Origin of the sequence: Pseudomonas sp. R62 (genome assembly GCF_000257605.1) — a bacterium.
In the GTDB taxonomy this organism is placed as follows: domain Bacteria; phylum Pseudomonadota; class Gammaproteobacteria; order Pseudomonadales; family Pseudomonadaceae; genus Aquipseudomonas; species Aquipseudomonas atacamensis.
Genome location: NZ_JH635998.1, coordinates 3,731,836 through 3,753,531, shown reverse-complemented (window position 1 = coordinate 3,753,531; position 21,696 = coordinate 3,731,836). Strand labels below are relative to the sequence as shown.

The following is a 21,696-nucleotide window of genomic DNA, read 5'->3' as shown; positions in this document are numbered from 1 at the left end:
CGCCAGGGTGGTCGGCGGCTCGTCGGCGAGCAGGAACAGTTTCTGGAAGTTCTCAAGCTTGCCGGCCCAGGGTTCGCCTGGCAATTGCCAGGCCCCTTCGCTCTGCGGCTCGGCCTGCAAGAACGACAGTTCGTAAACCACGTCCGGGTGCACCCGCTGCGCAACACGCAAGGCCTCCTCCGCCAGCGCCAGCGTCAACGCTTTAGTGCTGGGCCAAATCAGGAAACCAATTCGATGGGCAGTCATGGGCGGGCAATCCGAAACGAACAACGGTGATGAAGGCATGGGCCAATGCTAGCCCGGAAATGAATACAAATCCTGAAACCGGTGAAGATCAGAATGTGGGAGCGAGCCTGCTCGCGAAGGCGGTGTACCAGTCAACATAATTGCTGGCTGTTCTACCGCTTTCGCGAGCAGGCTCGCTCCCACAGGGGATCTGAGCCAGCCAGAAGATCGCGAAGCATGACCTAATCTGGTGCACAACGGCAGCCCTGATTTATTTCAGGCTGCCCGACAGGAACTGCTGCAAACGCTCAGACTGCGGATTGACCAGCACTTCGCGCGGGTTGCCGCTTTCTTCGACGACGCCTTTGTGCAAGAACACCAACTGGTTCGACACTTCACGGGCGAAGCCCATTTCGTGGGTCACCACGACCATGGTGCGGCCTTCCTGCGCCAGCGCCTGCATGACTTTCAGCACGTCGCCGACCAGCTCCGGGTCGAGGGCCGAGGTCGGTTCGTCGAACAGCATCACTTCCGGCTCCATCGCCAGCGCACGGGCAATCGCCACACGCTGCTGCTCGCCGCCGGACATATGCCCAGGGAATGCATCCTTACGATGGGCCACGCCAACCTTGTTCAGGTAGTGCTCGGCTTTCTCGCGGGCTTCGGCCTTGGATACGCCGAGCACGTGCACCGGCGCTTCCATGATGTTTTCCAGTGCGGTCATGTGCGACCACAGGTTGAAATGCTGGAACACCATCGACAGGCGCGAACGCATGCGCTGCAGCTGCTTGGGGTCAGCCGCTTTCAGCGCGCCGTCCTTGTTCGCCACCAGTTTCAGCTCTTCGTTGTTGAGCAGAATCTTGCCGGCGTGCGGCTGCTCGAGCAGGTTGATGCAACGCAGGAAAGTACTTTTGCCGGAGCCACTGGAGCCGATGATGCTGATCACATCGCCGGCGGCGGCTTTCAGAGACACGCCCTTGAGCACTTCGTGACTGCCATAGCGTTTATGCAGGTCTTGGACTTCAAGTTTGTACATGCGGTCGGTTCTCACAAAAACAGTCAGTCGTTGAGCAAGCGCCCGTGACGCAGCGCTTCGCGCCCCGCCACCTTGGCCAGCCAGAAACCGGGTTGGGCATAGCGCAGCCGTTCAATGGCAAACAGCACCCCGGACGTACCAGCACATACCGTGCTGACCCGATCGGACACAGGGTCGATCACTTGAAAAATTTCGTCGCCCGCCTCGACCCATTCGCCGGGCTTGCGGGAAAAACTCACCACACCGGGGTGCGGCGCAAACAGCAATTCAGTGCCTTCGAACGGCATGCCTTCGCACGGTTCGAAGGCCGGATTTGGCCACTCGCCAGTGATCAGGCCCTGCTCGGCGAGAAACGCGAGAATGCCTTCGGCATAAGCCTCAGCTTCGACGCGGCCAGTGTCGGCCTGCCCGCCCAGCTCGATGGTCGTCGCCAGGCATGCCAACGGAATCTGCGCGTCGGGGAACTGCCGCGACAGGCGCAGCCACGGAAGCGAGCAGGCTTCATCGAAGGAGCTGCCGCCGGAATCTTCCGCGAGCAAACCGACCTTGACGTTCAGGTGCGCCGACAGCGAACGCCACTGCGGCCAATGCTGCGGCAGCGCATACATGTGCAGCGCGGCTTCGGCATCGCAGTGCAGATCCAGAACCACGTCGGCGGTGCAGGCGTGGCTGAGCAGCACACGCTGCATGCCTTGCAACTGGCTGCTCGCTTCGGGCAATCCGGCCAGGTGGTCGGCCATTGCCTGACGGATGAGGCGCACGTTGGCATGCGGATCATCGCCGAGCCTGTCGCCCAGTGCCGCCGCTACCGGCGCGCTGAGCTCGACGAAGTCACGGTTGAAATTCTTGCCGCTGCCCGCCTCGAAACGGCCCTGGAAATTGCCTTGCAGCAATTGCCCGAGACCCAGAGGATTGGCCACCGGCACCAGCTCGATCACACCGTTGAGCAAGCCCTGGGCTTCGAGTTCGCCGAGGCGCTTTTTCAGCTCCCAGGCGGTGCGCATGCCCGGCAGTTCGTCGGCGTGCAGGCTGGCCTGGATGTAGGCCTTGCGCTCGCCGCTACCGAAACGGAAAACCGAGACTTTGCGCTCGCTGCCCAGGTGGCTCCACGGCAATACGTGGTCGATGCGTTGCATATCAGTGCTTCCGTGGCGCGAGGTAGCTCAACCAGCGACGCTCGGCCAGTTTGAACAGCTTGACCAGAATGAAGGTCAGGCACAGGTAGAACACGCCAGCAGTGATGTACGCCTCGAACGGCAGGTAGAACTGCGCGTTGACGGTTCGTGCCGCGCCAGTAATGTCGATCAGCGTCACGATCGACGCCAGACTGGTGGTCTGCAGCATCATGATCACTTCGTTGCTGTACTGCGGCAGCGCGCGGCGCAGGGCCGACGGCAGCAGAATGCGCTTGTACAGTTTGAAGCGCGACATGCCCATGGCCTTGGCCGCTTCGATCTCACCGTTCGGCGTAGCCTTGAGGCTGCCGGCGATGATTTCCGCGGTGTAGGCGCTGGTGTTGATCGCAAAAGCCAGACACGCACAGAACGTCGCGCTCGACAGCCACGGCCACAAGAAGCTTTCGCGCACTGCTTCGAACTGGGCCAGACCGTAGTAGATCAGGAACAGCTGAACCAGCATCGGCGTGCCACGGATCACGTAGGTGTACAGCCACGCGGCGCCGTTGACGAGCGGGTTTTTCGAGACGCGCATCAGCCCCAGGGGCAACGCCGCGAGCAAGCCGAAGAACAGCGACAGCGCGAGCAGTTTGAGGGTGGTCAGCAGGCCGCCGAAGTACAGCGGCAGTGCCTCCCAGATGACGTTGTAGTCGAAGATCATAGATCAGCCGCCCTTACGCCTACCGAGTAGCGCTTCTCAAGGTGACGCAATGCCAGCAACGAAACACTGGTGATCACCAGGTACATCGCCGCCACTGCGAGGAAGAAGGTGAAAGGCTCGCGCGTGGCATCCGCCGCCTGCTTGGCCTTGAACATCATGTCTTGCAGACCGACTACGGAAATCAGCGCGGTGGCCTTGGTCAGTACCAGCCAGTTGTTGGTGAAGCCGGGAATTGCCAGGCGAATCATCTGCGGCACCATCACCCGGAAGAACACCTGAAAACTGCTCATGCCGTACGCCATGCCCGCTTCGGCCTGGCCCTTGGGAATCGCCATGAACGCCCCCCGGAACGTCTCCGAAAGGTACGCACCGAAGATGAAACCGAGGGTACCGATACCGGCGGCCAAAGGATTCAGATCGATGTAGTCGTCATAGCCAAGCATTGGCGCAACGCGGTTGAGCAGGTCCTGACCGCCGTAGAAGATCAGCAGGATCAGCACCAGATCGGGAATGCCGCGGATCACCGTCGAATACAGGTCGCCCAGCCACGCCAGCCAGCGCACCGGCGACAGGCGCAACGCGACACCGATCAGCCCGAGAACGATGGCCAGAGCCATGGACGACAAGGCGAGCTGAAGCGTCAGCCATGCGCCATCGAGGATGACAGCCCCGTAGCCTTTCAACATGATTCAGGTCCTCGAAAGTTGGGATGAAAAAATGGCGCAAACCGCAGAGATTCTGTTGCTTGCGCCATTTCGGACTTGTCGCAGAGACGTCTTACTTGCCGTAGATATCGAAGGCGAAGTACTTGTCCTGGATTGCTTTGTATTTGCCGTTTTCGCGGATGGCCGCGATGGCCGTGTTGATCTTGTCTTTCAGGGCGTCGCCCTTGCGCACTGCGATACCTACGCCGTCGCCGAAGTATTTGACGTCGGTGAAGGCCGGGCCAACGAATGCGAAGCCTTTGCCGGCGTCGGTTTTCAGGAAACCGTCATCGAGCAGGGTGGCGTCAGCCACGGTACCGTCGAGGCGACCGGCAGCCACGTCGAGGTAGATTTCGTTCTGCGAGCCGTACGGCTTGATCTCGGCGCCCAATGGAGCCAGAACTTCGCGGGCGAAACGCTCGTGGATCGAGCCACGCTGTACGCCGATGTTCTTGCCCTTCAGTTCAGCCAGATCTTCGCTGACCTGAGTGCCGGCCTTCATGACCAGACGCGCCGGGGTGTTGTAGTACTTGTTGGTGAAGTCGACCGACTTCTTGCGATCTTCGGTGATCGACATCGACGACAGGATCGCGTCGATCTTGCGCACTTTCAGAGCCGGGATCAGACCGTCGAACTCTTGCTCGACCCACACACACTTGACCTTCATTTCTTCGCACAGCGCGTTGCCGATGTCGTAGTCGAAACCGACGATGCTGCCGTCCGGTGCTTTCGAAGCGAATGGAGGGTAAGCCGCTTCGATGCCGATCTTCACAGGTTTTTCGTCAGCGACGGCATTCAGCGACAGCACGGACAGTGCCAGGGCGCCAAGCAGCACAAGTTTCTTCATCTTGGGACTCCATCGGTAAAGGGCAAAAACGGCAGAGTGAGCGACAGCCCAATATGCGAATGGGTGAATCGGAAATCGGTTGCGCATCGGCGGAAATTTCCCGTTGAAACCGCAGGCGATTTCAACGTCAGCCACGATGAGCGAGTGATCGGCATTCTAACGACAGGCCCGAAGCCGATATTTCTTCAATGCGACAACTAATTACAGATGCACCGAGAAAGCGGTTTGAGCTCATTGACAGCCCTGCAATTTCATGCAAGAGCAAAAGACAGTGAACCGATACATATTGCAAGTTGCGGGCCCATTATTCGCAAACCCTTCTAATCCGGCAAGCGCAGCGTTATGTCTTATTTTTCCGCGGGGCTTTGGCGGCTCTAAAACGGCGCACCGCGTTTCCCTTCGCCCCGGTTTGGCGCGGGCGGTTACACATTGGGTTGTGGCGGGTAACAGCGGGAAAGGCCTGACGGTGCAGATCGATAATTATTGGTTGGGGTGTTGCGGTTTCCTACAGCTGACTACTGCGGTGTCTGACAGATCGCCTTCGCGAGCAGGCTCGCTCCCACATTTGAAATGCGCCCGTTTCCTTGTGGGAGCGAGCCTGCTCGCGAAGCGGCCAGCCCGATCGACACAAATCCACCAGACACAAAAAAGCCCCATCCGGCATCACCGGACAGGGCTCCTATGCTTCTAACGCTTAAGCAACATTCATGGTCTTGTGCGTATCAATCAAATGCTGCACCACACCCGGATCCGCCAGGGTCGAGATATCGCCCAAGCCATCGTATTCCGCCGTGGCGATCTTGCGCAGGATGCGGCGCATGATCTTGCCCGAACGGGTCTTCGGCAGCCCCGGCGCCCACTGGATCACGTCCGGCGAAGCAATCGGGCCGATCTCCTTGCGCACCCAGTTCTTCAGCTCCAGACGCAGTTGCTCGGTCGGTTCCTCGCCATTCTTCAAGGTCACATAGACATAGATGCCCTGCCCCTTGATGTCATGCGGCACGCCCACCACCGCAGCTTCGGCCACCTTCGGATGCGCGACCATCGCGCTCTCGATCTCGGCGGTGCCCATGCGGTGCCCGGACACGTTGAGCACGTCGTCCACGCGCCCGGTGATCCAGTAGTAACCGTCGGCATCGCGACGCGCGCCGTCACCGGTGAAGTACATGCCACGGAAGGTCTTGAAGTAGGTATCGACGAAACGATCGTGATCGCCGTACAGCGTACGCGCCTGACCCGGCCACGAATCGAGAATCACCAGATTGCCTTCGGCCTCGCCCTCGATGATGTTGCCGAGGTTGTCGACCAGCGCCGGCACCACACCGAAGAACGGACGCGCCGCCGAACCGGGCTTCAGCGCGTGAGCACCCGGCAGCGGGCTCATCATGTTGCCGCCAGTCTCGGTCTGCCACCACGTATCGACGATCGGGCAACGCGACTTGCCGACATTCTTGTAGTACCAGTCCCAGGCTTCCGGGTTGATCGGCTCACCGACCGAACCGAGCAGGCGCAGGCTGCTGCCATCGGCGCCTTCAACCGCCGCCTGACCCGAGGCCATCATCGCGCGGATCGCGGTCGGCGCGGTGTAGAGGATGTTGACCTTGTGCTTGTCGATGATCTTCGCCACCCGGGTGATGTCCGGGTAGTTCGGCACACCTTCGAACAGCACGGTGGTCGCGCCGTTGGCCAGCGGGCCGTAGACGATGTAACTGTGGCCGGTAACCCAGCCGACGTCGGCGGTGCACCAGTAGATTTCGCCTGGACGGTAGTCGAACACGCGTTCGTGGGTCATCGCCGCATACAGCAGATAACCGCCGGTGGTGTGCTGCACGCCCTTCGGCTTGCCGGTGGAGCCGGAGGTATAAAGGATGAACAATGCTTCTTCGGCGCCCATCTCTTTCGGCGCGCAAACAGTGCCTGCGACCTTCATCAGGTCTTCGTACCAGATGTCGCGATGCTGGTTCCACTTGATGTCGCCACCGGTACGCTTGCACACGATGACTTTCTGGATGCTGCTGGTTTCCGGGTTGGTCAGCGCGTCGTCGACGTTGGCCTTGAGGGAAATCTTCTTGCCGGCGCGAATACCCTCGTCAGCGGTGATCACCACTTTCGAACGGCAATCGATGATGCGACCGGCCAGGGCTTCCGGCGAGAAACCGCCGAACACCACCGAGTGAATCGCGCCGATCCGGGTGCAGGCCAGCATGGCGACCACGGCTTCGGGAATCATCGGCATGTAAATGGTCACCACGTCGCCACGGTGCACGTCCTGACCACGCAGGGCGTTGGCCAGTTTGCACACTTGCTCGTGCAGTTCGCGGTAGGTGATGTTGCGGCTTTCGGAAGGATCGTCGCCTTCCCAGATGATCGCGACTTGGTCGCCGCGCTCGGCCAGATGACGGTCGAGGCAGTTGTAGGAAACGTTCAGGGTGCCGTCGGCAAACCACTTGATGTCGACATGGTGATCGTCGAACGACGTCTGCTTCACCGTGGTGAAAGGCTTGATCCAGTCCAGACGCTTGGCTTGCTCGCGCCAGAAGCCGTCAGGGTTGACGACCGACTGCTGGTACATGGCTTTGTAGGTCGCCTCGTCAGTCAGCGTGTTTGCCAGAACCTCGGGACGAACGGGATACAGAGAAGCCGCACTCATCTTTCCTACCTCGGTGTAATAGTTGTTTTTGTATGACCCCGTTGTAGCCGGGTGGGGGCCATAGAACCATTCGACGATGGTAGTAACAAGCCCCTACAAAATGTCCGCATTCCATGTGGGAGCTGGCTTGCCAGCGATGCAGTCAACGCGGTCCGTCAGGCAAATCCCATCCGGCCAGACATCAAGACCTCAATCGATTGTTACCAAATCTATCAAAAGTGTTTATCAAAACCGCCCCTGTTTACCGACACCCCACCGCCCTAAAATTCACCTCGCCAACAAGGCAACCGCGATTAACAACGTTACAGCCCCCACGAAGGCCGTTAATCCAGCTCTCCAATTAACGCATCAAATACTCAAGCTCCACACGCAACCCTAAAAAGGTTGCGTGACCCCACTCGACCTCAAAAAGGTGAATTAGAAATGAAAGCTTTATTGGTTCTGGCCCTCAGCAGTCTGTGCGCAACCGCCATGGCAGACGAGGTCCCGACTGATGTCGCACAGCAACAACCGGTCATCGAGGAATACACTTACTCCACACATCTGGACATCGCCAAAGTTGTATCGATGAGCGAAATTCCAAATGTCTGTGAAGTTGTACCGGCAAAAATGGAATACGACGACTCCAAAGGCCAACGCCACATCCTGCGCTACAGCATCATGGGCAACGGCTGCACGAACTGAATCAGACTGCACCGAATCGGATCGCTCAACGCTACATTGACGGTCGATTCCAGCCCGGCTTCGGTCGGGCTCAGTTGTGTCTGGAGCCGCGAAAAAGGCTTGCAAAACACTAGATATAGTGAAAAACCTGCTTTTCTGGCTATTTTTTAAACAAAAAAACACCTGCCAAAAAATTAACGAAAAAAAATCTGCTCGGGTCGATTCCGCGCAAAGCCCTGTAATCCCTCGGTCGGACCGAAATCCACCCCCTCCTCGGCCTCGCCATGAGCCGATTCGCCGCACCACGCCGGTAAAAATTTCCCTATAATGCCGCCCTATACGGGTCAGCAATATTCCCTTACAGGGAGCAAAAGCCATTCTGAAGCCCCGCAACAGTGCCAGACGCTGATTGCGCCCATCAGAGGCTCTCGGAACCCGTCAAAATTTCTGTTTATTTGCCTGCGTGCAGCGCTGCAAAAAACGACATCCAACGCGGCTTGTTTGGCCGTGTGAAAAACCAACCCTTCAGGTTTCACACGGGCACAAGCCCTCACGCAGGAGACGACACGTCATGCTGAGCTGGGACGAATTCGATAAAGAAGACAGTGAAGTCGCAACCGTGAAAGGCGCCAACGCCGGCCACGCAAGCGAAGCCAACATGGACCGCCTCGACAACGCTGGCGGCGCCGCCGCGCTGGAAGCCCGCGCCGTCACCGCCGACGACTCGGCCGCCGTGGCCCGCGCCAAGGCTGCACTGAACTCCCTCGACGTCGCCGAAGGCCTCGCCGAACTCGAAGGCGCCTCCGCCCGTGTCGCCGTTGACGAAAAGCGCATGATCAACTGCCGCGCCGACCTCAACCAACTCGTGCCATTCAAGTACGACTGGGCCTGGCAGAAGTATCTGGACGGTTGCGCAAACCACTGGATGCCGCAAGAAGTCAACATGACCGCCGACATCGCCCTCTGGAAAAACCCGGAAGGCCTGACCGACGACGAGCGCCGCATCGTCATGCGCAACCTCGGCTTCTTCTCCACCGCCGACTCCCTGGTTGCCAACAACCTGGTGCTGGCCGTGTACCGTTTGATCACCAACCCGGAATGCCGCCAGTACATCCTGCGCCAGGCTTTCGAAGAAGCGATCCACACCCACGCCTACCAGTACTGCATCGAATCGCTGGCCATGGATGAAGGCGAAATCTTCAACATGTACCACGAGATCCCATCGGTCGCGAAAAAAGCAGCCTGGGGCCTGAAGTACACCCGTTCGATCTCCGATCCAAAGTTCGAAACCGGCACCCCGGAAACCGACAAAGAGTTGCTGCGCAACCTGATCGCCTACTACTGCGTTCTGGAAGGCATCTTCTTCTACTGCGGCTTCACCCAGATCCTCTCCATGGGCCGCCGTAACAAAATGACCGGCGTCGCCGAGCAGTTCCAATACATCCTGCGCGACGAATCCATGCACCTGAACTTCGGCATCGACGTGATCAACCAGATCAAAATCGAAAACCCACACTTGTGGGATGCTGAGATGAAGGAAGAAGCGACCCAGATGATCCTGCAGGGTACGCAGCTGGAGATCGAATACGCGCGTGACACCATGCCTCGCGGGGTGTTGGGTATGAACGCGGCGATGATGGAGGACTACCTGAAGTTCATTGCTAACCGTCGTTTGTCGCAGATTGGTTTGAAGGAAGAGTATCCAGGGACTACTAATCCGTTCCCTTGGATGAGCGAGATTATGGACTTGAAGAAAGAGAAGAATTTCTTTGAGACTCGCGTGATCGAATACCAAACTGGTGGTGCGTTGAGCTGGGACTAATAGTCTCGCTCGGCACGATTTGAAGATTGCGGTTTGAGTCGGCGAGTCGAGAAAGCAAAAAGCCCCGATCTGATCGGGGCTTTTTTATGGGTGCAAAGCGGTAATTAGGTTAACGATGCATTGGTAGGATTTGGCAGGATCAGTCGCTTTTCCTCGTAGGAAATTTCCTAGACAGCAGTGATGGCCACTCAGTATCGTCCGAGGGTTTTCAACCCTCGGCGATTTTATGGACACGGAAAAAAGTAATAGCGATTGGAGTGAGGTCGAGATTCAGGCGGCAGTTGATGCCTATCTGAAGATGCTTGTACGCGAGCAGAGCGGCCAGAAATTCGTCAAGACTGAGGAGAATCGCATCCTGCGCGAAGGCCCGTTAGCCGGTCGGACTAAAGGCTCTGTCGAGTTCCGGATGCAGAACATTTCTACCGTGTTGGTCGAAATGGATAGAAAGCGTATTGAAGGCTACAAACCTGCCAAGAATGTTGGCGCGAATGTAGCGCGCAGCATCCGTAAGGCACTTGATGCTTCTACCGTTCTGACACTTGAAGATTCCAATCCAACGGCGGACGAAGCATTGCTCGAGCAACGCGCGGCTAAATTTGAGCGAAAGCAATTTGACTACGTCCCCAAAGGAATAAAAACACCTATCCAAACGACGTCCACTAGAAAGGTTTACTTTCGCGATCCTGAATTGAGGGGCTGGGTTCGTCAGCAAGCCGATGGCAAGTGCGAAGGTTGTGGCAAAGCAGCGCCATTTGAAAAGGATGGGAAACCGTTTTTAGAAGTGCATCACGTCAAGCACCTGTCGCAAAAGGGTTCGGACCTTGACACGAATGTTGTGGCGTTATGTCCCAACTGTCACCAACGTTGCCACCATTCGGACGACAGAGCTGAATTCACTGCTTGGCTTTATGACAATGTTGGAAGACTGGAAAAGGAATAATTGCAGTTTGTCTGGCTAACCTCATTTGCTGGATTTGGGGCAGCTTCGCTGCCCATCGGGGATAAATCCCCTCACCACAATTCAATGTGTTGCTGCTGGGTGGATGTCTGGATTCAAGATTAGGTTGATCCCACCAGTCGCCAGCAGGCTACCTCCCACAAATCCCGCATCATCCTGAAAACAATCAGTGCAACCTACCCCGCCGCCCGCTATTAATACCCCTCCCTCACTCAAGGATCCGAGCCCCCACCATGAAATTCGATCTCGCCTACTGCCTCAGCCTCGACGACAAGTTGTCGATCTATGACGTTCGCGATCTCAATTTCGATGAGACGGTGGCGTTTGACTCGGCGAAGGAACACTTCCAGTGCCCCAACGATGCTTGTCGTTCAGCGTTTGAGGCTCCCAATGAGTTGGGTACGTTCAACGCCAAGAACGTGAATTACGTGCGCACGCCGCATTTCAAGAATCTGCCGACTACGCAGCATGTGGCGGGTTGTCCGTATGTGAGTTTGAGGGCGTCGGCGTCTGGCGTTGAGACGGCGGATGGCGAGGTGGATGACGGGCGGGAGGAGCATTTTCCGTCGGAGTTATTGCTGACCCGGCGTGAGTATGTACGCAAGCCTGTCACGCCAGCGGGGGCGGCGGATGTGTTGCGCGATGATCCGGTTCGGATGGTGGCAGACAGTGGTAAGGAGTCAGCGAGTCGTGAGTCGGCGCCGGACAAGACCAGTGTGTTTGCGCATCCGGTGGAGTGTTTTGTTTCCAACTTCGCCGACAAGGAGTTGCTCAAGCGCATGCCGTTGAAGATTGGCGAGCATACGGCGCCGTACAGTTCGTTCTTCAAGAAGATCGAGTATCTGACGGACAACAAGGGGCTGATTTACTGGGGGCGGATCAAGAAGATCGAGGACTTCCACAGCGCCAGTTTTCGTATCGATTTCGAGGACAAGGTCTGGTTCAAGAAGCCCGAAGACAGCAAGAAGAAGCCGTATCCGGTCAGCGTTTATCTGAACAAGAAGCTGATCGACAACTACCGCAAGCGCAAGGCGTTTCTGGAAGAGATCAAGCACGCGGTGGATAGCGACAAGGCGTTGTTCTGTTTCTTCTATGGGGTGACGCCGGAGTTGAAGCAGGTGCCCGGCAAGAAGAACCCCGAAAAACCTTTCGAGGTCTTCAATGCCAATATCGAGAACCTGGATCACTTCATTATCCGTGAAGCGCCGGGGTTGGAGTGATGGCTAGCCTTGGGGCAGTTGCAGTTTTACGGCGCCAGGGTGTTGTTTGACTAGGGAGTACGGCAGGATCGACCAGTCAGGTCTATCGCAAGAGCGTTGCACGCGAGCGAAGTACGCGCCGAGGTACAAGCCCTTCTCGGTGAAGTACCAAGGTGAAGTCCCCCAGATGCTTTCGTCCTGGAAGTTGCAGTCGTCATCTCCCGTCGGTGTCTTCATTTCATTGGGGTACAGGGTCGTGAATTGTTTGATCACCCAAGGCACCAACTCTTTACTTACGTACTGATAGCGCGCGTTACTTTCGTCCTTGCTCAGAGGTTCGTCGCCCAAGCTGTCGCGTTCGGCATGTAAAAGTGGTTTGCCCTCACCGACCCACAGCACATCTTCGAGGGACAGCGGGTGGCCGGTTTTAACGTCAATGTTGAGCGGTGAATCGCCGAAGTCTGGATGCGCGCCGCCGCAGTAATAGCTGGTCGAGATGTTCAGGCTGACCACGGCTGGCGAGATCATTTTCGGTTGCACCTGTTGTATAAATTCGACGTTTTCGCCGCCCTGCAGCTGGCAGCCGTGGTAACTGATGACTTCATTCCAGAGGCGTCCAAGCAACTGCTGGTTAACCCGTTGCTGATCATCTTTCGACAATCCGGACTCCACGCTGAACAGGGAAATCTTTGTCTCAGGCTCTGTCCACCATTGCAGGTCGTAGCCCATGAAGTTTTCTTTCTTCGCCGGTTTCAGTTTGAGTCCCTGCAGGCGCAAATACTCGTAAGGCTCGCTGTAAGGCAACGCGGCAATGAACGGCAAAGTTGATGAGGTGGGGGCGGTAAGTCTGGCCTCGATGAGTTTCACTGGCAGCTTCTTGCCCTGCGGACTTTTCCATTCGCCCTGCCAGCCGCTGCCGGTTTCTTCAAGTTCCAACGTTGACAGCGGCTTGTCGTCACCATAGCGATTATTGCCCTCGGTCAAGGTCAGCGTGCTGTTCTGCAACGCGCCACTGAGCGGCAAATCACGACGGTATTTTTCGTAGAAGTACCGACCGGTTACTTCGTCCTGCTGCGTGATATTGAGCTCTACGACGATCGGCATTTTGCCCAACGTGCCGGTGAACACGCGTCGGCCATCATAGGCGTGGACACTTGGAATCAGCGAGAACAGCACAGCAGCGCATGGCGCCAGGCGCATCAGTCCCTTGAGCATTGATCGTTCCTTGAAAGAGTCAGAGGTCGCGCCGGCATTTGAGGGCCGGCGCGGATAAATTCGCGGCGATTATGGCGGGGTTGTGGTCGGGAATCGAGGGGCTGCGCATGAAAGTAAACGCGACATCAAGGCAGTTGCAGTGCAACCCCGCCCGGATGTTGTTTGACGATTGTGTACGGCAGAACGCTCCAGTCGACGAATCCGCAGACCGCCGCGACGTGGGGAAATGATGGCTCGAGCTTGATGCCCAGTTCCGTGAAGTGCCAACCGGGAAATTGCCAGGGATAACTCTCGTCGTAGTTGCAGTCGTTTTCACCTTCGGGGGTAACGGTCATTTCACTGGAGTAGAGTTTCAGCAACTGCGCGACCAGCCAGGGTGCCAGTTCCTCACTGCGGTAGTTAGACCAGGAATCAGACGAGCCGGACGCCTCCCCGCCGAAGTCGCCCTCTCGTTGAAAATGCAATGGCTTGCCCTGCCCCACCCACAAAACATCATCTAGGGTCAGGAGTCTGCCTGTTTTAGTGTCGAAGTTGAGCGCATCCTGGCTTTGATCCGGATAGGCACCGCCGCAGAAATAATCTGATGAAATCAGAACACTCATCACTGTTGACGACATCCACAGTGGTTGGCTCGACTGCGCGTAACTGCCTGAACATCCATAAGACGACAATACCTCGCTCCACAAACGCGCCATCAATTGTTGGTTGATGCGTCGACGCTCTTCAAGGGAATAACCCGAGACCACTTCAAACAGAGAAGTGCCTGTCTTCGGCTCGCTCCACCACTGCAGCGTGTAGCCCATGAAGGTGTCGATGTTGCCTTTTTTGAGTGTGACGCCCTGCAGCCGCAGGTATTCATAAGGGTACTTGTCGTGAAGTGTGGTGAAAAAGGGCAAGGCATCACCCGCTACATCGGGGATGACGGCTGGCTGTAACTTGATCTTCAGGCTTTTCCCAGCGGTGCTCGTCCACTCGCCATACCAACCATCAGTTGTCGGCCGCAGACGCAAGGTCGGGCGTGAGTCGTCTATCCGCGAGCCTTCTTCCAGCACAAGCGTTTCCCCGTCCAGAGCACCGTCGAGTGGTAGATCCTTGCGGTACTTCTTGTAAAAGTAACGTCCCTCTCCGGTACGAGGATTTATTTCGAGGACGATAGACGATTTACCCAACGTGCCGGTGAACAACTGCGCGCCGGTCTCGGCCCAAGTTGCCGTCGAGACAAAAAAACCCGTTAGAAGAAAAACCGCAAAAAGACGTAACAGTCCTCGGTACATCACTTCATCCTTGAATAAGCGAGCAACTGCCAGCGAAAGTAGCTGCGGATTATGGCGAGCTTGCGCGCTGGAATCGAGCGCCGTCGCGCTCAGCTCAAGCACATGCTGATCATCACCACCATAAGTAAACCGATGTACACGCGCGCATGCAGCCGATCCGGTATCCGCCCAATCCATCGCGCAGCCAATCTGATCCCCAGCAACGAGCCAACCGTCAGCAGCGCAAACGCCAGCACATCGACATACCCGATATACCAAACGCCCAGATCAGCCCCGGTGAAACCGGCCAGCGCCATGTACGTCAGTGTGCCGGCCAACGCTACCGGCACGCTGAGCGGATTGGCCAGCGATGTGGCTTGCGACATGCTCAACCCGCAACGGCGCAGCAGCGGCACGGTCATGACGCTTCCTCCTACGCCGAGGAACGTCGCGATGGCGCCGATGCCTACGCCGCCGGCGGATGTTTCTGTTGAGGTCAGTCGCCGTGGGAATGTGGTTTGGGACTGTGTGAGAAATCCTCGGCGCAGCAGGCAATCGACGATGGTCACGCCCAGATAGGTGATGAAGGCGTAGCGGATCACTTGGCCGCTGACCCACATCGCAGCGATGGCACCGACGACCGCGCCCACGCCGATAAACCCGCCCAATGGCCAGAGGTAGTCCCGGAGCAGATTGCCCGCGCGCTGGTGTTTGCGCGTGGCGATGAGGGCGTTGACGATCATCACGCAGGTCGAGGTGGCCACGGCGATGTGCATGGCCGATTGCGCGATGGGGTCGTCGGCTGCGTGGCTGGCGGTGAGCATGCGATAGAGCAGCGGCACGATGACGAAGCCGCCGCCGAAACCGAAGAGCACGGCGCTGATGCCGGTGAGGCAGCCGAACAATGTAAGCAGGAGGTAGAACATGGTGAGCGTCCAGAACTGGGAGCCGTGACATTAGTGCGGCAGGCATTGGCCGGCTTCAGCAGTTGGGCCAATAATGTTCGCGTTTACGCCAATCGCTGGAACTCGCCTGATGCGCAATATTTCGATCAATCAGCTTGATGACACGCCTCGCCCGGTCGTGGCCATCGGTACCGATTATTCCCACGGCCACCTACTCCCGTTTCATACGCATCGACGTGGGCAATTGCTCTACGGCGCCACTGGTGTAATGCGGGTCAGTACTCAGAGCGGCAACTGGGTGGTGCCGCCGCAGCGTGCAGTGTGGATTCCGCCGGGAGTCGCCCACGAAGTATTGATGCTAGGGGTGAGCACGCGCAGCCTCTACATCGAACCCTGCACGGTGGATTTGGGCCCGAAGTGCCAAGTGCTCAACGTGTCGGCGCTGCTGCGGCATTTGCTCATGGAGGCGGTGGACGTGCCGCTGATGTACGACCAGGCCGGACGTGATGGTGTGCTGATCAACTTGCTGTTGCATGAACTGACACGCAGTGCGCCCCTTCCCCTACACATTCCTATGCCCACCGAAGGAAAGCTCCTCAGTCTGTGTCAGACCTTTCTGAACATGCCCAACACCCATCAATCCCCGCAGCATTGGGCGGACCAGTTACACATAAGCTTGCGTACCTTTAACAGATTGTTTCGGCAGCAGACCGGGCTCAGCTTTCGTCAGTGGCGCCAGCAGGCGTGCGTCGTGCAGGCGTTGGCACGGTTGGCGGCGGGGGAAGCGGTGACGCGGATTGCTCTGGACTTCGGCTACGAGAGCCCGGCGGCGTTTTCGACGATGTTTCGGCGTGTGCTGGGACAGGCACCGTCCGTCTGGTTGGAGCCGACGAACTAGGCAAATTCGAAAAATGCGTTTGATCCCGGCCGAAAACAACTGTACAAAAACACAGTAAATTTTCAATCAGCACTTTTGAGCCCGGAGCACACCATGGCCTCTCTTGCGATGAACCACGTCCTCGAACGCATTGCCCTTTTCCAGTTCACTCCGACCCACTGCGTCCAGGCCCGCGCCATGCTGGGCTGGAGCGTTGAACAACTGTCGCGCGAGGCCGAGGTGGCGGTGGCAGATATCCAGCGGTTCGAAGCGCAGCAGGACGTAGCGGACGCCGCAAGGCTGGCACTGGCTTATCGGTTTGAAGCGCAGGGGTTGGTGTTCTTCCCGGGGTTTGCACCGGGGCGCGGTGTCAGGGCCCAGGGTATGGCGGGGGAATCGGTGGGGCGTGGGGATTATGCGATGGCTGATTAAGCTGGCGAGGGGGACACCCCTCACCAACTGAACGGATTCATGCGTTCTGTACCACCGCATCACTCTCCTCTTCAACCGCCATCCACCACGCACTCCCCCGTTGTGGATGCGCAATGTTGAACGCCTCCCCCATCCGCGGTGTGGTAATCGCAATACTGCGTTCCCATGCAAGCGCAAGGATGCGGTCAAAAGGTTCATGCCAGGCGTGCATGGCCAGGTCGAAGGTGCCGTTGTGGATCGGGAAGAGCCAGCGGCCCTTGAGGTCGATGTGGGCTTGCAGGGTTTCTTCCGGTTGCATGTGCACGTGGGGCCATTCGACGTTGTAGGCGCCGGTTTCCATCAGGGTCAGGTCGAACGGGCCGTATTGTTCGCCGATGCGTTTGAAGCCGTCGAAGTAACCGCTGTCGCCGCTGAAGAAGATTCGTGTGTCGGCGTCGATCATCACCCATGACGCCCACAGCGTGCTGTTGCCGTCGAACAGGCCACGGCCGGAGAAGTGCTGCGATGGGGTGGCGATGAAGCGGATACCGGCGATTTCGGTGCCCTGCCACCAGTCGTACTGGCGCACCTTGCTGGCGTCGATGCCCCATTTGATCAGGGTGTCGCCCACGCCCAGCGGGGTCAGGAAGTGCGTGGTTTTGTTGGCGAGTTTGAGTACCGCTTCGTAGTCGAGATGGTCGTAATGATTGTGGGAGAGGATCACCGCTTCGATCGGCGGCAGTTCGTCGATGCTGATCGGTGGTTGGTGAAAGCGTTTCGGGCCAGCCCATTGCACTGGCGAGGCGCGCTCGGCGAAGACCGGATCGGTGATCCAGAATTTGTCACGCAGCTTCAGCAACAGCGTCGAGTGCCCCAAGCGGTAAACGCTGTGATTGGGCGCTGCGAGCAGATCTTCACGGGTCAACGGTTGCACAGGAATGGCGGCGCTCGGACGGGTGTCGCGCGGTTTGTGGAAAATCATGTTCCACATGATCCGCAGCATTTTGCGTACCCCTTCGCGCTGCACCGGCGCATGATTGCGAAACAGCCCTTGATCCTGGCGCGAGGCTTCAGGCGTGGGAGTGTTATCCGGGAGAGAGACTGGATTGGCCATGACTGAACGACTCCGAAAAACCGTGTGCTGCACGGTATTCCACGGGAAATGAAAATGGCCAAGCTACACGCAAAGGCCAAACGCTCTGATTTGTAAGGTGCGAGGATTAACGCAACATTACACTGAGCGGTGTAGTTTCTAGGTTGCATCAAAGCCGGCGCCAAGTAAACTGCCGAGTGTAATTTCCTTTCTTCTCTACTGAAGTCCGCTCATGACCGCTCCACAACGCCTCACCGACCGCAAACGCGAAGCCATCATCCAGGCGGCGATCGCCGAATTCCGTGCCCACGGGTTCGAAATCACCAGCATGGACAAGATCGCCGCCACGGCGGGGGTGTCGAAGCGGACGGTGTACAACCACTTTCCGAGCAAGGAAGAGCTGTTCGCCGAGATCCTTAATCAGTTGTGGGCACGGATCATTGCCGAGCCGTCGGTGAGCTACGACCGCGAGCAACCGCTGCATGAGCAGCTGCGCCTGATGCTGCGAGAAAAAGTGCAGATGATGGCTGACGAGAATTTTCTCACCCTCGCCCGGGTGGCGATTGCCGCAACCATTCATTCCCCCGAACGTGCGCAGAACATGATCGAGCGCATGGGCGAGCGCGAGGAAGGCCTGACCGTCTGGATACGCGCAGCACAAGCCGACGGACGGCTCAAACCGGTGGATCCAGAATTTGCCGCGCATCAAGTACAAGGTTTGCTCAAGGCATTCGCGTTCTGGCCGCAGATCTCGCTGGGTCGCGCGGCCCTTGATCCAGACGCGCAGAATGCAGTTGCCGAGTCGGCGCTGGAGATGTTCCTGGCACTGTATCAGCGGTGAATCACTGGCGCGGCGAGCCGCGTACAACTAATTTCGCAAAAAGTTATACAAACTCGTGAAAAATTCCTTCCTTGTACAACTTTATTAAGTTTTGTATAAGTAGCCATCTGCCAGTAACGGAACGCTGGCATTGAGCAGTCACCACCGAATGCCGTCCGTGCATTTCGGTCTGCCGGCGCAGGAATAGGGACTGAATCCTTTTGATTTTCCCCACTTCCCGAGTATCGCAAGCATGTTCTTCAATCGCCAGAAAGCCGCCCTCGCTGAACTGCAACACACCGTTTTTGACCAGGCTGCAATGCTCGAAGCGATCAACCGTTCGATGGCGGTGATCGAGTTCGATCTTGATGGCGTGGTGTTGCGTGCCAATGACAATTTCCTCAAGACCATGGGTTACACGGCTGCCCAGGCGATCGGCCAGCCGCACCGGCATTTCTGCACGCCGGAATTCGGGCGCAGTGTCCAATACACCGAGCTGTGGTCACGCCTGAAAAACGGTCAGTTCCAGTCCGGCACCTTTGAACGGGTCAACAGCAAAGGCCAGCCGATCTGGCTCGAGGCCAGTTACAACCCGATCAAGGATGCGTCGGGACGGGTGATCAAAGTGGTCAAGTACGCGATGGATGTCACCGCCAAGGTGCAGCAGGAGAACGAGGCCAACGCCAAGCTGCAGGCGATCGATCGCGCGATGGCGGTGATCGAGTTCGATCTCGACGGCAATATTCTTACCGCCAACCAGAATTTTCTCACGCGCATGGGTTACAGCCTCGCAGAGCTCAAGGGCCAGCATCACCGCTTGTTCTGCACCCCGGCGCTGGTCAACAGCGGCGCCTATCAGGATTTCTGGCGGCGCCTGAATCAGGGCGAGTTCTTCCACGGGCAGTTCGAGCGCGTGGATAAACGCGGTCAGATCGTCTGGCTGGAGGCCAACTACAACCCGGTCTACGACGCTTCGGGGCGTTTGTACAAAGTCGTGAAGTTCGCGTCTGACGTTACCGCCCGTGTCGAGCAACACGAACAGGACGCGCGCAGTGCCAGCACCGCTTATCACATCTCGGTAGCGACGCGAAAAGTCGCCGAGCAAGGTACGCAGGTGATTCAACAGGCTGCCAGCGAAATGCGCGAAATCGCCGAGGACATCAGCCAGTCCTCAACGCTGATCGCGCAACTGGGCGACCGCTCCGAGCAAATCACCGCCATCGTCAACACCATCCGCGCGATCGCCGATCAGACCAACCTGCTCGCCCTCAACGCCGCCATCGAAGCCGCGCGCGCCGGTGAACAGGGCCGCGGCTTTGCCGTGGTGGCCGATGAAGTACGGCAACTGGCGGCGCGCACCAGCGGTTCCACCGCGGAGATCTCCACCATGATCAGTCTGATCCAGAGCGAAACACGGCAGGCGATCAAAAGCATGCAAGGCACCCGCGACCGCGCCGCAGAAGGCGTGGAACTGGCCAATCAGGCCGGCACGGTGATTCTGCAGATTCGCGATGGCGCCAGTGAGGCGGTGGATGCGGTGAGCATGTTTGCCAATGAGCGGGTGCCGGGGTAATGGCGGTAGTCCCAGTCACCAGGTGAAACTCGGGATAGTGGGATGGCAATCACGCGATCTATAGTGACTGCCATCCATCAGCAAGCGCAGGGAAATCCCATGGAAAATCGCGCCGTCCGCATCGCCCTGGTTGGCGATTACGACCCCCAAGTTACCGCTCATCAAGCGATCCCGGTTGCACTCGGCCTGGTCGCCGAACACCTGCAACGCACCGTGCAGTTCGAGTGGCTGGCCACTGAAGAGATCGGCACCGACACTGCGCTGACTCAATTCGATGGGTTCTGGTGTGTACCCGCCAGCCCTTATAAAAGTGAAGACGGTGCGCTACGCGCCATCCGCTTTGCCCGCGAGCAAGGGCGACCTTTCCTCGGCACCTGTGGCGGTTTTCAGCACGCGATTCTGGAATATTCGCGCAATGTGCTGGGCTGGGCCGACGCCGAGCATGGGGAAACCTCGCCAGAATCCGAACGCGCTGTGCTCACGCCGCTGAGCTGCTCGCTGGTTGAAGCCATCGACGTCATTCACCTCCAGCCCGGCTCGTTGATCGCCAAGGCGTACGAAAAGTCTGAAATTGAAGAAGGCTATCGCTGCCGCTACGGCGTGAATCCGCAGTTCGAACAGCATTTGATGAGCGATCAGCTACAAGCGGTAGGCCGTGATTCGGAGGGGGATCTGCGCGCTATCGAATTGAAAAAACATCCGTTTTTCGTCGCCACGCTGTTCCAGCCGGAACGCGCCGCACTAAAAGGAAAAATGCCACCGCTGGTTCGCGCATTTATCGAAGCCTGCGGATTGCGGGATTGAGCGTTATGCATTCGGCCATTGAGGTTGGCGGCGCCCACAACGCCGCCTTCGCGAGCAGGCTCGCTCCCACATTGGATCTGTGGCGTTCACGAAATCCTTGTGGGAGCGAGCCTGCTCGCGAAGAGGCCCGCAACCACACTGCAATACCTCAACCGCGCACCAGACTCCGCACCGCAAAAATCTCCGGCACTTCAACCTTGCTCATGTAAACCCGTAACGGTTCGGTGATGTTGATCCGGTCGTCGATGTGTTGATCGAGCAGCAACTGAATCAATTCGCGCTTGAGGGTCATGGTGGTGTCCGACGCCGTCGCCCAGACGAATTCACTGGCCGGGATGATGCCGTCGTCGGCCACGTCCATGCCGAACGAATCTTCGCTGAAGCGCACGATGTACTGGCCGGTCTTGCGGTTGAGGCCGACGAAGCCTTTGAGATCGTCGGCAGCCTGGCAGATGAGTTGGGAGGTGATGCGCATGGTAAACCTCACGAAAGATGATCGATGGTTTACACGCAGGGCAATGTAGCGGCGCGCCCTCTGCCGGGGCGTCAGCCGAGGGCAAGCGTACTGCAAACAGCGCCACAAAAGTGCAGGAAATTTCCGTTTTGCGCGGTTTATGTCGGTCTGGCGATAGCCCTGCGGCGCGTCAATTGTTAAAAGGTACGTCTCGAAAAAAACCTGCGAAAGGAACTCGACCATGCCTGCCACTTTTACCCGAAGCGCTTTGGTGCTGAGTCTGTTGTTCGGCCTCGGTCAGGCGCATGCCGCCAGCCACCCGGAGCCCAAGGCAATCGCTGCCGCCCATGG

The 21,696-nt window shown here is 57.9% G+C and carries 20 protein-coding genes and 1 pseudogene; 9 read left to right on the top strand and 12 right to left on the bottom strand.

Translation table 11 applies throughout. The annotated features are described in order from the left end of the window. The 7 genes and pseudogenes from OQK_RS17860 to acs form a co-directional block, all read right to left on the bottom strand. Window positions 1-246 (bottom strand): annotated as a pseudogene (locus tag OQK_RS17860) (AraC family transcriptional regulator); the annotation flags it as partial. 250 nt (window positions 247-496) lie between these two features. Further along, window positions 497-1,261: an ABC transporter ATP-binding protein gene (locus OQK_RS17855; protein WP_003227281.1), complete on the bottom strand. Its 765-nt coding sequence runs from the start codon at window positions 1,259-1,261 to the stop codon at window positions 497-499. A gap of 23 nt (window positions 1,262-1,284) precedes the next feature. Then, window positions 1,285-2,397: a succinylglutamate desuccinylase/aspartoacylase family protein gene (locus tag OQK_RS17850; protein WP_016773585.1), complete on the bottom strand. Its 1,113-nt coding sequence runs from the start codon at window positions 2,395-2,397 to the stop codon at window positions 1,285-1,287. A 1-nt stretch (window position 2,398) separates the two neighbouring features. Further along, window positions 2,399-3,097 (bottom strand): ABC transporter permease, encoded by a 699-nt coding sequence (locus OQK_RS17845; RefSeq protein WP_016773584.1) that lies wholly within the window; start codon window positions 3,095-3,097, stop codon window positions 2,399-2,401. Next, a complete protein-coding gene (locus OQK_RS17840) occupies window positions 3,094-3,783 on the bottom strand; it encodes an ABC transporter permease (protein WP_016773583.1) in 690 nt (229 codons plus the stop codon). The genes OQK_RS17845 and OQK_RS17840 overlap by 4 nt, the downstream gene beginning before the upstream one ends. Before the next feature lie 91 nt (window positions 3,784-3,874). After that, complete coding sequence (locus tag OQK_RS17835) at window positions 3,875-4,648, bottom strand: ABC transporter substrate-binding protein (RefSeq protein WP_016773582.1); 774 nt, start codon at window positions 4,646-4,648, stop codon at window positions 3,875-3,877. A gap of 694 nt (window positions 4,649-5,342) precedes the next feature. Next, complete coding sequence (gene acs / locus OQK_RS17830; RefSeq protein ID WP_016773581.1) at window positions 5,343-7,298, bottom strand: acetate--CoA ligase; 1,956 nt, start codon at window positions 7,296-7,298, stop codon at window positions 5,343-5,345. A 423-nt stretch (window positions 7,299-7,721) separates the two neighbouring features. Between acs and OQK_RS17825 the strand changes: the two genes are divergently transcribed. The 4 genes from OQK_RS17825 (at window position 7,722) to OQK_RS17810 (ending at window position 11,961) form a co-directional block, all read left to right on the top strand. Further along, a complete protein-coding gene (locus OQK_RS17825) occupies window positions 7,722-7,982 on the top strand; it encodes a DUF2790 domain-containing protein (protein ID WP_016773580.1) in 261 nt (86 codons plus the stop codon). 550 nt (window positions 7,983-8,532) lie between these two features. Beyond that, window positions 8,533-9,783, top strand: coding sequence for a ribonucleotide-diphosphate reductase subunit beta (locus OQK_RS17820; protein ID WP_016773579.1), 1,251 nt, complete (start codon window positions 8,533-8,535; stop codon window positions 9,781-9,783). A gap of 226 nt (window positions 9,784-10,009) precedes the next feature. Continuing rightward, window positions 10,010-10,723: an HNH endonuclease gene (locus OQK_RS17815; protein WP_016773578.1), complete on the top strand. Its 714-nt coding sequence runs from the start codon at window positions 10,010-10,012 to the stop codon at window positions 10,721-10,723. Window positions 10,724-10,974: 251 nt separating this feature from the next. Then, the gene (locus OQK_RS17810; protein WP_016773577.1) at window positions 10,975-11,961 is read left to right on the top strand and encodes a hypothetical protein; all 987 of its coding nucleotides are present in this window, start codon (window positions 10,975-10,977) and stop codon (window positions 11,959-11,961) included. Window positions 11,962-11,964: 3 nt separating this feature from the next. On the opposite strand, the gene OQK_RS17805 is transcribed toward OQK_RS17810, so the two are convergent. The 3 genes from OQK_RS17805 to OQK_RS17795 form a co-directional block, all read right to left on the bottom strand. Next, the gene (locus tag OQK_RS17805) at window positions 11,965-13,155 is read right to left on the bottom strand and encodes a hypothetical protein (RefSeq protein ID WP_016773576.1); all 1,191 of its coding nucleotides are present in this window, start codon (window positions 13,153-13,155) and stop codon (window positions 11,965-11,967) included. A gap of 125 nt (window positions 13,156-13,280) precedes the next feature. Beyond that, window positions 13,281-14,531 carry a hypothetical protein gene (locus OQK_RS17800; RefSeq protein WP_238537202.1) on the bottom strand — a complete coding sequence of 417 codons (1,251 nt, stop codon included), beginning with the start codon at window positions 14,529-14,531 and terminating at the stop codon, window positions 13,281-13,283. Next, a complete protein-coding gene (locus tag OQK_RS17795; protein ID WP_016773574.1) occupies window positions 14,519-15,334 on the bottom strand; it encodes a sulfite exporter TauE/SafE family protein in 816 nt (271 codons plus the stop codon). Before OQK_RS17795 ends, OQK_RS17800 begins: the two co-directional genes overlap by 13 nt. A gap of 109 nt (window positions 15,335-15,443) precedes the next feature. Between OQK_RS17795 and OQK_RS17790 the strand changes: the two genes are divergently transcribed. After that, window positions 15,444-16,211, top strand: coding sequence for an AraC family transcriptional regulator (locus tag OQK_RS17790; RefSeq protein WP_016773573.1), 768 nt, complete (start codon window positions 15,444-15,446; stop codon window positions 16,209-16,211). 93 nt (window positions 16,212-16,304) lie between these two features. Further along, complete coding sequence (locus OQK_RS17785; RefSeq protein WP_016773572.1) at window positions 16,305-16,622, top strand: hypothetical protein; 318 nt, start codon at window positions 16,305-16,307, stop codon at window positions 16,620-16,622. A 37-nt stretch (window positions 16,623-16,659) separates the two neighbouring features. Here the strand turns inward: OQK_RS17785 and OQK_RS17780 are convergent, their stop codons facing one another. Then, the gene (locus tag OQK_RS17780) at window positions 16,660-17,715 is read right to left on the bottom strand and encodes an MBL fold metallo-hydrolase (RefSeq protein WP_016773571.1); all 1,056 of its coding nucleotides are present in this window, start codon (window positions 17,713-17,715) and stop codon (window positions 16,660-16,662) included. A gap of 211 nt (window positions 17,716-17,926) precedes the next feature. Here OQK_RS17780 and OQK_RS17775 point away from each other — a divergent pair, with 211 nt between their 5' ends. The 3 genes from OQK_RS17775 (at window position 17,927) to OQK_RS17765 (ending at window position 20,891) form a co-directional block, all read left to right on the top strand. Then, window positions 17,927-18,535: a TetR/AcrR family transcriptional regulator gene (locus OQK_RS17775; protein ID WP_016773570.1), complete on the top strand. Its 609-nt coding sequence runs from the start codon at window positions 17,927-17,929 to the stop codon at window positions 18,533-18,535. 232 nt (window positions 18,536-18,767) lie between these two features. Continuing rightward, window positions 18,768-20,087 carry a methyl-accepting chemotaxis protein gene (locus OQK_RS17770; RefSeq protein ID WP_016773569.1) on the top strand — a complete coding sequence of 440 codons (1,320 nt, stop codon included), beginning with the start codon at window positions 18,768-18,770 and terminating at the stop codon, window positions 20,085-20,087. 99 nt (window positions 20,088-20,186) lie between these two features. Next, window positions 20,187-20,891, top strand: a complete 705-nt coding sequence (locus OQK_RS17765) for a CTP synthase C-terminal region-related (seleno)protein (RefSeq protein WP_016773568.1) — start codon at window positions 20,187-20,189, stop codon at window positions 20,889-20,891. Window positions 20,892-21,039: 148 nt separating this feature from the next. On the opposite strand, the gene OQK_RS17760 is transcribed toward OQK_RS17765, so the two are convergent. Next, a complete protein-coding gene (locus OQK_RS17760) occupies window positions 21,040-21,366 on the bottom strand; it encodes a DUF2025 family protein (protein ID WP_016773567.1) in 327 nt (108 codons plus the stop codon). Between the last annotated feature and the right edge of the window lie 330 nt (window positions 21,367-21,696).